The 14,495-nt window shown below is 51.8% G+C and carries 13 protein-coding genes; all 13 read left to right on the top strand.

Annotated elements, in window-relative coordinates; all coding sequences use genetic code 11:
* Positions 1–189 precede the first annotated feature (189 nt).
* The 13 genes from MYS68_RS13370 to MYS68_RS13310 all read left to right on the top strand — a co-directional run bounded on the left by MYS68_RS13370 (position 190) and on the right by MYS68_RS13310 (position 14,417).
* Positions 190–894, top strand: a complete 705-nt coding sequence (locus MYS68_RS13370) for a ClpP family protease (protein ID WP_420852216.1) — start codon at positions 190–192, stop codon at positions 892–894.
* Positions 891–1,118 carry a YlzJ-like family protein gene (locus MYS68_RS13365; RefSeq protein WP_248926312.1) on the top strand — a complete coding sequence of 76 codons (228 nt, stop codon included), beginning with the start codon at positions 891–893 and terminating at the stop codon, positions 1,116–1,118. Before MYS68_RS13370 ends, MYS68_RS13365 begins: the two co-directional genes overlap by 4 nt.
* Before the next feature lie 94 nt (positions 1,119–1,212).
* The gene (locus tag MYS68_RS13360; RefSeq protein ID WP_248926311.1) at positions 1,213–3,759 is read left to right on the top strand and encodes an FtsK/SpoIIIE family DNA translocase; all 2,547 of its coding nucleotides are present in this window, start codon (positions 1,213–1,215) and stop codon (positions 3,757–3,759) included.
* A gap of 723 nt (positions 3,760–4,482) precedes the next feature.
* Entirely contained in the window at positions 4,483–5,808 is a 1,326-nt protein-coding gene (gene ltrA, locus MYS68_RS13355; protein WP_248924450.1) for a group II intron reverse transcriptase/maturase, read from the top strand.
* A gap of 725 nt (positions 5,809–6,533) precedes the next feature.
* Complete coding sequence (gene sleB / locus MYS68_RS13350; protein WP_248926310.1) at positions 6,534–7,331, top strand: spore cortex-lytic enzyme; 798 nt, start codon at positions 6,534–6,536, stop codon at positions 7,329–7,331.
* Positions 7,332–7,430: 99 nt separating this feature from the next.
* Positions 7,431–8,711 carry an EF-P 5-aminopentanol modification-associated protein YfmF gene (gene yfmF, locus MYS68_RS13345; RefSeq protein ID WP_420852215.1) on the top strand — a complete coding sequence of 427 codons (1,281 nt, stop codon included), beginning with the start codon at positions 7,431–7,433 and terminating at the stop codon, positions 8,709–8,711.
* A gap of 4 nt (positions 8,712–8,715) precedes the next feature.
* The gene (yfmH, locus tag MYS68_RS13340; protein WP_248926308.1) at positions 8,716–10,008 is read left to right on the top strand and encodes an EF-P 5-aminopentanol modification-associated protein YfmH; all 1,293 of its coding nucleotides are present in this window, start codon (positions 8,716–8,718) and stop codon (positions 10,006–10,008) included.
* Entirely contained in the window at positions 9,998–10,753 is a 756-nt protein-coding gene (gene ymfI, locus MYS68_RS13335; protein ID WP_248926307.1) for an elongation factor P 5-aminopentanone reductase, read from the top strand. The genes yfmH and ymfI overlap by 11 nt, the downstream gene beginning before the upstream one ends.
* 73 nt (positions 10,754–10,826) lie before the next feature.
* Entirely contained in the window at positions 10,827–11,081 is a 255-nt protein-coding gene (locus MYS68_RS13330; RefSeq protein ID WP_248926306.1) for a DUF3243 domain-containing protein, read from the top strand.
* A gap of 202 nt (positions 11,082–11,283) precedes the next feature.
* Positions 11,284–12,024: a hypothetical protein gene (locus tag MYS68_RS13325; protein WP_248926305.1), complete on the top strand. Its 741-nt coding sequence runs from the start codon at positions 11,284–11,286 to the stop codon at positions 12,022–12,024.
* Between the two features lie 82 nt (positions 12,025–12,106).
* The gene (locus tag MYS68_RS13320) at positions 12,107–12,871 is read left to right on the top strand and encodes a DUF3388 domain-containing protein (protein WP_248926304.1); all 765 of its coding nucleotides are present in this window, start codon (positions 12,107–12,109) and stop codon (positions 12,869–12,871) included.
* Positions 12,872–12,916: 45 nt separating this feature from the next.
* On the top strand, positions 12,917–13,777 hold the full coding sequence (locus MYS68_RS13315; RefSeq protein WP_248926303.1) for a helix-turn-helix domain-containing protein: 861 nt from the start codon (positions 12,917–12,919) through the stop codon (positions 13,775–13,777).
* A 148-nt stretch (positions 13,778–13,925) separates the two neighbouring features.
* The gene (locus tag MYS68_RS13310; RefSeq protein ID WP_248926302.1) at positions 13,926–14,417 is read left to right on the top strand and encodes a YajQ family cyclic di-GMP-binding protein; all 492 of its coding nucleotides are present in this window, start codon (positions 13,926–13,928) and stop codon (positions 14,415–14,417) included.
* The last annotated feature ends 78 nt before the right edge of the window (positions 14,418–14,495 follow it).

The raw sequence follows: 14,495 nt of genomic DNA, 5'->3' as shown, positions 1-14,495 counted from the left end.
CGGACAACCGCGGGCACGAGGGCACGCACGTCCGCCAACGGCCTGGGGTCCCCCGATGGGGGGATTTAGGGGGGCGGACATCCGTCAAACAAAGAATAAATTTCACTCGCCAATCCATACTATGGGAGTGACCAAGGACGGGAGGATGACACCATGACAGATTTGACAACAAAACAGCAAGACCCGCAAATGCCTCAGCAGGATGATAAGCGCAGTACGACCGTAGATACGATTCAGCAGCTGGGCCAGACGAATACGCCGACTTCCGGCGAATCGAACATTTACTGCATGTCGATTATCGGGCAAGTCGAAGGCCATTTGATTTTACCCCCTCAAAATAAAACAACCAAATACGAGCATCTGATTCCGCAGCTCGTTGCCGCCGAGCAAAACCCCAAAATAGAAGGGGTGCTCGTCGTGTTAAATACGGTCGGCGGAGATGTGGAAGCGGGACTCGCCATCGCCGAAATGATCGCTTCGCTGTCCAAGCCGACGGTTGCGCTCGTGCTCGGAGGAGGGCATAGCATCGGTGTGCCGATTGCCGTATCGGCCAACTATTCCCTCATAGCCGAAACGGCGACGATGACGATACACCCGATTCGATTGAACGGGCTTGTCATCGGCGTTCCGCAAACGTTCGAATATTTGGACAAAATGCAGGAACGCGTTATCCGTTTTGTAACGCGCCATTCGAGGGTGGCGGAAGAGAAGTTTAAAGAGCTGATGTTCAAAACGGGGGAGCTTACCCGGGATATCGGAACGACTGTCATCGGCTCGGATGCCGTACGGTACGGCCTGATCGACGGCATTGGAGGACTCGGCGACGCGATGAAGGAATTGAACCGCCGCATCGAGGAAAGAAGATCGATGAAAAGCGGGGGGATGGTGCAATGATTTTTTACACGCCGATGCCGATGGACATCGTCATGGAAGGTTTTGATAAGCAGGAGGAACCGTCTTACTTCGAAATTACGCTGAACGGCGTACATATGCAGGTTCAAGCCATCAATGAACGCCAAGCCTCGATTGTTCGAATATTAAGCTGTGAATTGCAGGATTATTTGAACCCTCAATACGCTCCGGGCAAGCTGATCGAATTTCAGCCGGTTTTGCGGTAAGCACCGTGGAACTTTCGAAACTTTCGGACCTTTTGGGAATTGTTTAAGCTTCACCCCCAGGTGTGATATAATCAACACTTGGGGGTGGATTGTTTTGGCAAAGGCGAGGAAGAAGAGCAATGCCCTGAAAGCGACTTTAAAATATGAGCTTTACGGAATCCTCATCTTGATTTTTTCGGTCATCGCGCTGTCGCGGGAAGGCTCCGTGGCCAGGTCGCTGACATACTTGTTCCGTTTTCTGATCGGCACGTGGGATTTTGTCATCCCGCTTATTTTTATATTCGTAGGCTTGTATGTCATGATGAAAAGAGAGTGGCCGACTTGGCGGTCTACGAGGAAATTCGGCGTGCTGCTGTTTGTATGCGGTCTTTTGATCATGAGCCATATCAACCTTTTCGGGATGCTGTATCCGAAGGGAGACTACACGGCCGGACGCATTATCAGCGATACGTGGAGCAGCATGGTGAACGGATTTAATTCGTCGGACAAGGCCCGCGACATTTTAACCCACGAAGTCGGCGGCGGCATGATCGGGGCGCTGCTTTACAGCGTGCTTTATTTTTTGTTCGACAATTGGGGGGCAAGGCTGCTTCAATATACGTTATTTATCGTCGGATTTACGCTTGTGACCGGGATTTCGTATATCGAACTGGGAAGCAAGCTGCGGGGACGATTGTCCTGGTCCGACTCTTCGCTGGCCAAGCTCATTAAGAGCTGGAAGCAGCAGCCGAAAAAGGCGCCGGCTCCCGTCAAAAAACCGAAGCCTGCGGCTGCGGAAAATTACATATTCGAAGATGAAGAATTCGACGAAGAAAGCTACAAACCGGAACCGAAGCGGACGGGCAAAAAGAAACCGCTTTTTCTCGAGCTGCTGAACCCGACCCAGGAAAAGCTGAACAAGAAAAAGTCGTCACGTAAAAATGTGGAAAGCGAAGAAGAGCAAATCGGGATGAAGGAACAGGCTGAGCCGGCTGCGGATGAATCGGTTAAGGTTTACGACGCATACGATGATGAGCCGCTGAACGATGGGAAAGAAGACCCGCATATCCCTGTAATTCGAGACTTTCAGGAACAAGTTAAGCAGGAGGAGAAGACGGTGGTTGCTTCATCCGCACCACCCGCACCTTCGCCCGTATCCGCTCCAACTCCTGCAAAGAAGGACAGCGCAGAGGAGCAGGTTCATGTTGAATTTGCGATGTCGGACAAACCGGCTGATATTCCTTACGAGCTGCCTCCGCTCAGCTTGCTGGCCCGGCCCGCAAACGGGAAAGGTTCCGAATCGCTTGATTATAAGGCGGTAGCGCGCAAGCTGGAGGCTACGCTCGAAAGCTTCGGCGTCCGCGCGAAAGTGCTTGAAGTTGTCAGAGGCCCGGCGGTGACGCGCTTTGAGATCCAGCCGGACGTCGGCGTGAAGGTGAGCCGGATCGTCAGCCTGACGGACGACATTGCGCTTGCGCTTGCCGCAAAGGACATTCGAATGGAGGCGCCGATTCCGGGCAAATCCGCAATCGGCATCGAAGTGCCGAACTCCGAGGTATCCGTCGTCACGATGCGCGAGGTGATGGAAAGTCCGGCTTTCCAGGATGCCGGCTCGAAGCTGTCGATCTCGTTCGGCCGCGACATTTCCGGTCAGGTGATCGTCGGCAACCTGGCGAGAATGCCGCATATGCTCGTAGCCGGCGCGACCGGTTCCGGCAAATCCGTATGCATCAACGGGATCATCACGAGCATTTTGTTCAAGGCCCGGCCGGATGAAGTCAAGTTTCTGATGATCGACCCTAAAATGGTCGAGCTTAACGTGTACAACGGCATACCGCATTTGCTTGCTCCTGTCGTTACCGACCCGCGCAGAGCATCGCTCGCCTTGAAAAAAGTTGTCGTCGAGATGGAGAAACGGTACGAGCTGTTTTCCAAAAGCGGCACGCGTAACATTGAAGGCTACAACACGATGCTAAAGGAAACGGGCTCCGGAGAGCCGCTTCCGTTCATCGTCGTCATCGTGGACGAGCTCGCCGACCTGATGATGGTCGCTGCCGGCGATGTTGAGGATTCCATTTGCCGCCTGGCACAAATGGCTCGTGCTGCAGGCATTCACTTGATCATTGCGACTCAGCGACCGTCCGTCGACGTCATCACGGGTGTGATCAAAGCGAACATCCCGTCGCGAATCGCATTCGGCGTATCGTCGCAGGTCGACTCGCGAACGATTCTCGATATGGTCGGTGCGGAAAAACTGCTTGGCCGCGGGGACATGCTGTACCTGCCGATGGGGGCTTCCAAGCCGATTCGCGTGCAAGGGGCGTTTTTGTCCGACCAAGAGGTTGAGACCGTGGTGAATTATTGGAAAAACCAAGGTCAAGCCACCTACGTGGAAGATATGGTTCCGCAGGTGGAAGAGCAATCCGCGGAAACGGAGCAATTCGAAGACGAATTGTACGACCAGGCGGTCCAAATCATTTTGGAAGCGAAGCAGGCGTCCGTCTCGCTTCTCCAGCGGCGCATGCGCGTGGGCTACACCCGAGCGGCCCGCTTGATCGATACGATGGAAGCCAGAGGCATCGTCGGCCCTTACGAGGGCAGCAAACCGCGCGAGGTGCTCGTCACCCTCGAGCAGTATCAGCAGAACCGTTTAAGCTCATAGTCATTGAGGGACCGAAGTACGAAACAGCTCAATATGAAGAACACTTTCCGTTAAAGGGCGGAGAAGTGTTCTTGTGCGCTTGGCAGCGCATCGTACTAACGGGTGAAAGTCCCGAGCGCACCGCGGGGTGGCGGAAGCGCATAGCCGACTGGTAGTGCTCTGGCCGTAAGGGAGGGTGCGGAGGATCAGAAGGCAAAACCCGGAACAGGCGGCATGAACCATGTTGGCTGGCGAAGCCGGATAACCCTGCAAGAGAAGGGGACGTCCTATACCACCATAGGCTTCGAAAGTTAGGAGGACTGGATTCGGGGGAAAGACGATGACGTGACCCAAGGAGGGCTTATCGTCTTCCGCATAGCGGTAAACTCTTTTCAAGGCTTATAGGGCTAAGACAGAATGATGGATGGTGAGCAGTCATACGAAGGGATAGTAGTGAGAAAGCTTGCCGGAAAAGCCGCAATGGCAAGTGAACCGACACCAACGTTGTCGGTGCAAGCTTAGACCCAAAAGGCAAAGACTTGGTGCGAAGCCCGGAACCGTGGAAGAAAAGCATAACCACCTAGGAAGCCGTCATGTGCCAGACAGAAGCCGGGGAGCCAAGAAGAGCGAAGAGCCGGGGCTGAACAAAAGGGTAGGCCGTCTGGGGCGGAGTACCGAAGGGGAACCGGAAAGGCTGAAAGATTAGCTATACGTCCGGAAACTGAAAGGGAAGGAACACGAGACATGAAGGAAGGAAAAGGAGAGGTAGGCTTTCGTGAGGGAGTAGAAGTCCCGAGAAAACGCAGATGGCACAGCCTCATCGACAAGATATGGGCGATGCCGAACCTTGAGGAGGCATTCCGGGAGGTCAAGCGCAACCGGGGAGCAGCGGGAGTAGACGGAGTGACCATAAAGGTATTCGAGAGTGAACTGGAGCGTAACTTAAGAACGCTTCAGCAGGAGCTGCGGGCGAAGGCATACAAGCCGATGCCGGTCAGGCGCATGTACATTTCCAAGGAAAATGGGGGTCAAAGGCCGCTCGGGATACCCGCAATTCGCGATCGCGTAGTACAGGCGGCGACCCGCCGAATCCTCGAACCGATTTACGAGGCGACATTTATGGAGTGTAGTTTTGGGTTTCGCCCGGGACGCAGTGCACACATGGCGCTGGAGAACATTCGGAAAGATCTCATGGATGGATACGTTTATGTGATCGACGCCGACCTGAAATCGTATTTCGATCTCATTCCACATGACAAGTTGCTTAAGGCCGTCAAGGAAGAAGTGGTGGATGGTAGTGTCCTAAAGCTCATAGAAAGCTTCTTAAAGTCCGGAGTCATGGAGAACGGAAGTTTTCACCTGAACGAGCAAGGAAGTCCACAGGGTGGGGTTATTAGTCCGCTTTTGGCGAATATCTACCTAAACCCGCTGGATAAGCTCATGACTGAACGGAAGCACCGTATAACACGGTACGCCGATGATTTTGTGATCTGCTGCAAATCCCAAAAGGGGGCAGAGAGGGTACTCCAAGGTGTTATTCGTCTACTGGAACAAGAGCTTGGGCTCAAAGTACACCCGGAGAAAACCAAGATCGTGAACAACTTGGAACAGTCCTTTATGTTCCTAGGTCATGAGTTTAAACCGGGATTTTGGGTTACTCCATCCTCGAAAGCCAAACAGAAATTTAAAGAACGCGTGAAAGCAATTACGCGGCGGAACCAAACGGTGAATGTGGAACAGCTGATCCGAAAGAAGTTGAATCCATATTTACGTGGATGGGGTAGCTATTTTGGCTGGGGCAACGTAGGAAGTCTGATGAGAGAGTACGATGCATGGATAAGGAGAAGGCTCCGGATGGTACAGTTGCGGAGCTGGAAAAAGCCGAAGAACTTCTACAGGGCACTAAGAAAGAATAAGTGGAGGGGAGAGCTTCCCAAGATGCGTATGTTCGCATGGAGAAGCTCGCTATCCAAGCCAGCCAGTGTTGCAATGCCAAACGATTGGTTCAGAGAAAGAGGTCTCGTTTTTCTCGTAGACATCTATAATGAACATCATCCCCAGCGGGGATAAGCGCGGAGGAGCCGGATGCGATGACCCGCACGTCCGGTTCTGTGAGAGGCCCATGAATTCATTCATGGGCCTACTCGATTTTCTGTACAGGTGCAGCCTGCAATGGTCATTGCCGTATCCCGGACCCAGACGAACCGGGTTATTAGATACACCCGCAAAAGTCATGCGTGTCCTGCGAGCGGTTTGCGTCAGCAAAACGATGGCAGGACGAACGCGACCTAGCAGCGCGCACCCCCGCTAACGGGCGGGGCCAGGGCGCCTTAGCACAATGTTGTCAAGTTAACTCGTTTTCTTGGAATCTTGGATTCAACCGACCTGTTATGCGGCGTATATAGTTGCACTAACATAGAGGATCTCACATTCGTTATTCTCGGGAAAATAAGCAAATCTGAAAAATAGAGGAACTGAGATGCGTTAAATATACGGAAAATTGCTTAATATATGGAAAAAAGGAAAATAACGCATCTGAGTTCCTTTATTCTTGGCGAATCAGTCGAAATGGCCATTAAAGCGCATTGTAGTTCCTTTATGACCCTGGGCCAGATTTGGACCTAACCTGATAACATTGCACCTGAGCGTATGGGTCCCCCCGCTGGGGGACTTAGGAGGGAAGAAGCCCCCTAAAGAGGGCAGGGGGTGACCTCTGTGCATAGAACTGCTCAACCTTTCTCATAATAACCTTAAATAGGTTAGGTTGATAACAAGGGGAAAGGTGAATGCACTTGATGAACAAACGATTGATCATTATCACGTTTTGCGTGGTCACCTTGCTTTTCGGCGGCTATCAGCTCAAGCAAAGCATGAACTCGAAGATGACCTTCGAGAACTGGGATATCCGATATGGCGCCGTAGGCAAAGACGTATATGAGCTTCAAGGGCGACTTAAACATTTGGGTTTCTATACCGGGGATGTGGACGGCGATTTCGGATATAGAACACTAAGATCCGTGAAATGGTTTCAATCCGAATTCGGACTGCCCGTAGACGGCGTTGTCGGAGACAAAACGAAGCTAAAGCTGTGGGAGGCTACCAAAGATTGGAAGCCGACAGCGGCGGACCTGCCTCCATCTGTCGTAGGCGGTGGCGGTGGCGGAGGAGGAGGCGGAGCAGGGAATGCCGCAGGGGCAGAAGCTCCGACCAATGTGACCCCTGTCAATCAAATGGGCTTATCCGAACAGGATTTAAATTTGATGGCCAATGCCGTACACGGAGAAGCCCGTGGCGAGCCATATATCGGTCAAGTAGCGGTGGCGGCGGTTATTTTGAACAGGGTGCAATCCCCGAGCTTTCCGAACACGGTTTCCGGCGTTATTTTCCAGCCGGGCGCATTTACAGCGGTGGCCGACGGACAAATTTGGCTGACGCCGAACGAAACTTCGAAGAAAGCGGTCAGAGACGCATTAAACGGATGGGACCCGACGGGAGAAGCGCTGTATTACTTTAACCCGGATACGGCCACATCGAAATGGATTTGGTCCCGACCGCAAATCAAACGAATCGGCAAACACATTTTCTGCAAATAATACGAAAAATTGAAGAAGTAACCCGTCTGCGGTTGCTTCTTCTCTTTTAGGAGGAATATAATGGTATCATCCTTTGTAAAGGAAGGGAGCTACACGCCATTGAAAACGATTCAATTTGAGCGCGGCACCGTCCGTCAAATGCGCATTCACGTTTTGCCGACCGATCAGTTTAAAACTTTCGCCATTTCCGTATATCTCGGGCTTCCGCTGGCGGAGCAAGCGGTGACGCCGACAGCGTTAATTCCTTTCGTACTCCGCCGCGGCACGCAGGCCTACCCCGAAACCAAGCAGTTCCGCGAGCGTCTCGACGATATGTACGGAGCGGGACTCGGCTTCGATATTTACAAACGCGGGGATTACCAGATCGTCCAATTCCGGATGGACGTCATTCAGGACCGGTTCGTCTCATCCAACGAACCGCTTTTGAAGCAGGCGCTGCAATTTTTGGGACAGACGCTCACCGAACCCGTCCTGGAAAAAGGACAATTTCGCAGCAAATACGTGGATTCGGAAAAAACGACGCTTCAGAAACGGCTGGAAGCGATTATCAATGACAAAATTCGCTACGCGGCGGAACGCTGCATTGAAGAAATGTGCAAAAACGAGCCTTATCGGCTTCATCCACTCGGCAAAATCGAAGCGCTGCAGGAAATTGACGCAAAGTCGCTCTACGAGCATTATCAGTCGTGGTTAAAAACGGCGCCAATCGATATTTACATCGTCGGAAGCACGACGCTGGAAGAAGTAACGCCGCTCATCGAGCAATATTTCCGGACGGATCGCAGCACGGCGGCCACTTATGCGCTGAGGTCGACCAATCCGGAAGTGAGCGAAGTGAAAGAGGTTGTCGAGCGGCTCGATGTGAATCAGGGCAAGCTCAATATGGGCCTGCGCTCCTACATAACGTATGCGGACGAGGAGTATCCGGTAGCTCTGATGTATAACGGCATTCTCGGAGGATATCCGCACGCCAAGCTGTTCACCAACGTCCGGGAAAAAGCAAGTCTTGCTTACTATGCGTCTTCCCGGTTGGACGGTCATAAAGGCATCATGACGATTCAATCCGGCATTGAAATCGGCAATTATGAGAAAGCCGTATCGATCATCAAGCAGCAGCTTGTGTCCATGGAGCAGGGCGACATATCCGATACGGAGCTCAATCAAACGAAAGCGATGATCACGAACCAATTGTACGAAATTCAGGATTCCGCGTTCGAAACGATCGGGTTCGATTTTAACAATGTGCTGTCCGGAGCTTCCCGAACGGTACCGACGCTGATCGAAGCCGTGGAACGCGTGGGCAAGCAGGAAATCCGGCAAATGGCCGGCCGCGTCAAGCTGGATACGATCTATTTTTTACGGGATCGGAAGGGGGAATAGAACGATGCAAGTGCTGCCATATACTCATGTAGACGAAACGTTATACTACGAGCAAATGCCGAACGGGCTAAAGGTATACGTCCTGCCGAAGGAAGGCTTTCGCAAAACGTATGCGACGTTTTCGACCAAATACGGCTCCATCGACAACCATTTTCGGGTGGGAGGCGGTCAAGATATCCGGGTTCCGGACGGCATCGCCCATTTTCTTGAGCATAAAATGTTCGAGGAGCCGACAGGCGACGTATTTGCCACGTTCGCTTCGCAGGGCGCTTCGGCCAATGCGTTTACGAGCTTTGACCGCACGACGTATTTGTTTTCCGCCACCGGCTCGATCATGGAAAACCTGGAAACGCTCGTCAACTTCGTGCAAAATCCTTATTTTACCGATGAAAATGTGGAAAAAGAAAAAGGCATCATCGGCCAGGAGATCAATATGTACCGCGATAACCCGGACTGGCGTTCCTATTTCGGGCTGATCGAAGCGATGTATCAGGTGCATCCCGTGCATATCGACATCGCCGGTACGATCGAGTCGATCTCTCAAATCACCAAGGAGACGCTGTACGATTGCTATAACACGTTTTACCATCCAAGCAATATGAGCCTTTTTGTCGTCGGCGGCGTCGAGCCGGAGCGCATTTTCCAGTTCATCCGGGACAATCAGGCGAAAAAAAATTACGGGCCGCAAGGCCGAATCGAACGGTACTTCGATCCGGAGCCTACGGCCGTCGGCGAGAAGAAGCGGGTATCCACGCTTCCGGTATCGCTGCCCAAATGTTTGTTCGGCTGCAAGGAGCCGGAGCATGGATTGGCCGGAGCGGCTCTGCTCAAGCGGGAGCTGGCCACCAAGCTGATGATGGATATTATGCTGAGCGCCAGCTCGTCGCTCTACCAGTCGCTGTATGACGACAATCTGATCTCCGACAACTTCGGCCACGAGTACAATATCAGCGAGCAATATGCGTTTTCGATCATCGGGGGGGATACGAAAGATCCGGACCAAATGATCGATCGGATCCGCCAAGCCATCGACCGGGCGAAGGAGAAAGGGATCGACGCATCGGATTTCGAACGCAGCCGCCGCAAGCGAATCGGCAGCTTTTTGCGCCAGCTCAACTCGCCGGAAGCGATCGCCAACGAATTTACGAAATACCAATTTAAAGGTATTGAACTGTTCGATATTTTGCCGGTTTATGAGCAGATGACGCTGGATGATGTGAATGAAAGGCTGCGGCAGCATTTCGACTGGAACCAGTTGGCGATCTCGATTGTGAAAAGTGAGCGGCATGACGTTTAATAAACCGTTCACCGAACAGACGGTGCTCATTACCGGGGGCAGCCGCGGCATCGGAGCGGCTATTGCGGAGCGCTTCGCATCGATCGGCATGAACGTGATCATTCATTATTTGCAGTCCCACGAATCGGCGAACGCGGTGGCGCGAAACTGCATGAAACATGGAGCAAACGTCCTGACGGTCACGGCGGACCTTCGTTCGAAGGAGCAAATTTTGCGCATGCAGGATAAAATTATCCACCACGGCTTCGCTCCCGATGTCGTCGTCAACAATGCGGGAATATCCCATTACGGGCTTTTATCCGATGTGAGCGAGCAGGACTGGGACGAGGTGATGGGAGTCAATTTGAAAGGCGTATTTCTCGTCACCCAGGCGTTTATGCCGCATATGATCCGGCAAAAATACGGACGGTTTATCAATGTCTCTTCCATTTGGGGCATTTCCGGCGCATCGTGCGAAGTCGTTTATTCGACGGCCAAAGGGGGCATCAATGCCTTCACCAAAGCGCTTGCCAAAGAGCTTGCCCCGTCGAACATTACCGTCAATGCGGTGGCTCCGGGAGCCGTCGACACGATGATGATGTCCGGCTTCAATGCAGATGAGAAAGCGGCGCTGCAAAACGAAATTCCTGCAGGCCGCTTCGGCTCTCCCGAGGAAATCGCTTCGCTCGTCTATTTTTTGGCGCTGCCTGAATCCGGCTACATTACCGGGCAAATCATCAGTCCGAACGGCGGATGGCACACGTAGCTTCGAATAAAAACCGCCTTCTTTGAGAACATTACTAATCGTAATGACAACTTTTCAAAAGGAGGCTGCTATCATGGCAACTGTGCTGAAAGTGTTCGAGCGTTGGAAAGAATTCCTCGGTCAGCGCGTCACTCAAGCGGAACAAGCCGGTATGACGGAAGAAACGATCTCCAAGTTGGCATTCCAAATCGGTGAGTTTCTTTCCGATAAAGTCGATCCGGAAAACAAGGAAGAGCGCGTATTGAAGGAGCTTTGGGACGTCGGCGACGAGCAGGAGCGCAAATGTCTCGCCAAAATGATGGTCAAACTGGCAAAAACGAACGCATAAATGTGAAAGCCTCCATAACGGAGGCTTTTCTCTGCTTTTCATGGTATACTGGAAGTCGAATCGGTTTTTTTGGGGAATTGGCAACTTTAGAGAGGAATGAATCGTCTTAATGAAAGGAAAGGCTTCCGTTTTTTGCATGATGGTTGTGGCTTTGTTGTTAAGTGGCTGCGGTAAAAATCTCCCTGCCATATCCCAAGAGGAAATGGACAAGAAACCTGCGATTTTGATGGTGACCGGAGCGAATTTATCGCCTGAGGCGCAAGCTTCCGTACAAAAGGCACTCCCTGTTTGGCGGCAAACGCAAAACATATCATACGAATGGATAAGCGGCGCTCAAAATCTTCAGGAGATTACCGGTAAAATTCAAACGGTCCCTTATGACTACGTTATCACAGTCGGCAACGGCTTATCCGAACAAGCACTGCCGCTGTCCGCACAAATGCCGGATAAAAAGTGGGTGCTGCTCGACGATGATTTTCCGGGCAGCGTCGTGCAATCGGTATACGGGCACGTCACCTATAAACGTGCCGACCCGGCGCTTCGGCAAAACGTATGGGACGATTGGGTGAAGCAGCAGCAGAACTTGGGACTCCCGATCGAATGGATTACGGAAACCTCCAAGCCGATCCCTTCCGCATGGGCTCCTTCCGAGGAGGCGGATCACATCGTTTACACAGACGGCGGCAATCCGTGGTTCAATCAGCTGAGCCTGCAAACCCGCCAGCACGGGGCAAGATGGATCGTGACCTATACGCCGATTGAAGGAGCATCCCTTCAGCGCTTGAAGTCGCTCAATATTCCTGTCGTGAATATGGCCCAAGACAAGCTGGAATTGAATTGGGATGTTATTTTGAGCGGAATATTGGATAATATCGTCAAAAATAGCGATCCGTCCGGAATTCAGTACTATTCTAACTCCGAAGCTTCAGTTACTAAGAAATAAATTTATAGGACTTCGGAAGGAATTTGACGAACATTGTAGAATATTTTTGTAGAAATGTGACTGAAAATGAGGTGCCTTCGAATTGGAAACGAAACAATGGTACATGGAATATAAAATACATAAAAACCGTCCCGGGTTGCTCGGGGACATCGCTTCCCTGATGGGGATGCTGGATATCAATATCGTGACGATCAACGGGGTGGAGGACCGCACCCGCGGCATGCTGCTGCAAACCAACGATGATGAAAAAATTGAAATTATGGGTAAAATGTTGAAAAAAGTAGATAATATTACTGTGAACGCTTTGCGCACGCCGAAACTTGTCGATATACTCGCGGTCAGACACGGCCGTTACATCGAACGTGATTCCGACGATCGCAAGACGTTCCGGTTTACCCGGGAAGAGCTGGGGCTTTTGGTCGATTTTCTCGGCGAAATTTTCAAACGCGAAGGCAACCAGGTGATCGGGCTTCGCGGGATGCCGCGCGTCGGCAAAACCGAATCGATCATTGCCGGCAGCGTTTGCGCCAAAAAACGGTGGACGTTCGTTTCCTCCACGCTGCTGCGGCAAACGGTTCGCAGCCAAATGTCGGAAGACGAGCTTAACCCGAACAATGTTTTCATAATCGACGGCATCGTTTCGACGATCCGCTCCAACGAAAAACATTACGGTCTGCTTCAGGAAGTGATGGCGATGCCGTCCACCAAAGTGATTGAGCATCCGGATATTTTTATCCGCGAATCGGAATATACTTATGATACGTTTGACTATATCGTAGAGCTGCGCAATACGCCGGACGAAGAAATTTCGTACGAAACCTTTACGAGCGGCTTCGACGAATATTAATGGCCAAGCTAAGCGGGGATTATTGGAAAGCCGGGAGGTGAACTTGTGTCCGAGCTCGGACTGTTACTGAAAAAAGCAAGAGTGGAGCGGAAAATTTCGCTGGACGATCTGCAGGAAGTGACGAAAATCCGCAAAGCTTATTTGGAAGCGATTGAAGAAGGCAATTACAAGGTGCTTCCCGGCAACTTTTATGTGCGGGCGTTCATTAAAAGTTATGCGGAAGCCGTCGGTCTCGACCCGAACGAAGTCGTGCGGATGTACCAGAATGTCATTCCGGCGCCCGCCCCGGAAGCGAACATCGAGACGATGACCAAGCCGAGGGTCAGCTCGCGGAATACGGAAAGATTCAGCAAATGGGCGTCCAATATTATGATGATCTCCTTCGTCATTCTGATCCTCGGGATTATTTATTATTACGTGAACGCCAACTACGAAAATTCGACCAAAGGCCAGCCCGCCGGCGGTACCCAGCGCATCACCGATAAGACGGAAGGAGCGGCTCCGGCTCCAAGTGCGGCGGGCAGCTCGATAGCGCTCTCCGAGCCCAAGAAGGCACCGGTTCCCACGCCGACTCCCACGCCCGTCACCAAACCGGAGGTGAAGCTGGTCAGCAGCGAACGCGGCGTCGATTACTATGCGGTGACAAACTCCGGCAAACTTACGATCGAACTGAAAGTAACCGGCGATGCTTGTTGGGCCGAGGTGGACTCGGTGGCAGGCGAGAAGAAGCTGATCGAGCAGGGCACCTTTACGAACGGCCAAGCCAAATCGTGGGAGGTTGACGGTTCCGCGTATATGATTTTGGGCAAAGCTAATGCAGTGGAGGTCAAAGTGAACGGGACGTCCATCAACGTAGGCGATGCGCCCAACGTCAAACGGTTTCAGTTCGATCTGCAAAAATCGTAACGTTTAAAAATGAATAGGGCGGGAACAATGGACGATATATCGTCCCGGCCGGCATAGCTCCACTTAAGACACTCACGCTTGTTTACGGGTGTCTTTTTCGTTGGTATAATGCCAATTAAGGATATTTAAGGGAAGAGGAGATCTTGAAATGAGCAGTGAAAATTCATTTGACATCGTATCCCAGCTCGATATGCAGGAGCTGAACAACGCAGTGAACCAGGCTCTGAAGGAAATCGAAACACGGTTTGATTTTAAAGGCAGCAAGAGCAGCATCGCGATCGAAAAGAACGAACTTGTACTCGTCTCGGACGACGAGTTCAAGCTGCAAAACGTCATTGATATTTTGCACTCGAAGATGGCAAAACGGGGTATCTCGCTGAAAAACCTCGAATACAGCAAAGTGGAGCCTGCCGCATCCAGTACGGTAAGACAGCGGGTGAAGCTCAAGCAGGGTATCGATCAGGATAACGCGAAGAAAATCAACGTGCTCATTCGCGATTCGAAGCTGAAGGTGAAGAGTCAAATTCAAGGAGACCAGATTCGCGTTTCCGGCAAAAACAAAGACGACCTGCAGCAGGTGATGCAGCTTTTGCGCAAGGCGGATTTGCCTCTCGAGCTGCAATTTGTCAATTTCCGTTAATAGATTCATAACCTGCGTATTTCCCTTGTGTAACGGCTTGCCGGGCAAGGGATTCTTTTTTGACACCCTAGCTCGCGG

The sequence above is a fragment of the Paenibacillus hamazuiensis genome, from assembly GCF_023276405.1.
Classification (GTDB): domain Bacteria; phylum Bacillota; class Bacilli; order Paenibacillales; family NBRC-103111; genus Paenibacillus_AF; species Paenibacillus_AF hamazuiensis.
The sequence above is the reverse complement of the archived record's forward strand: the minus strand, read 5'-3'. Positions and strand labels throughout refer to the sequence as shown.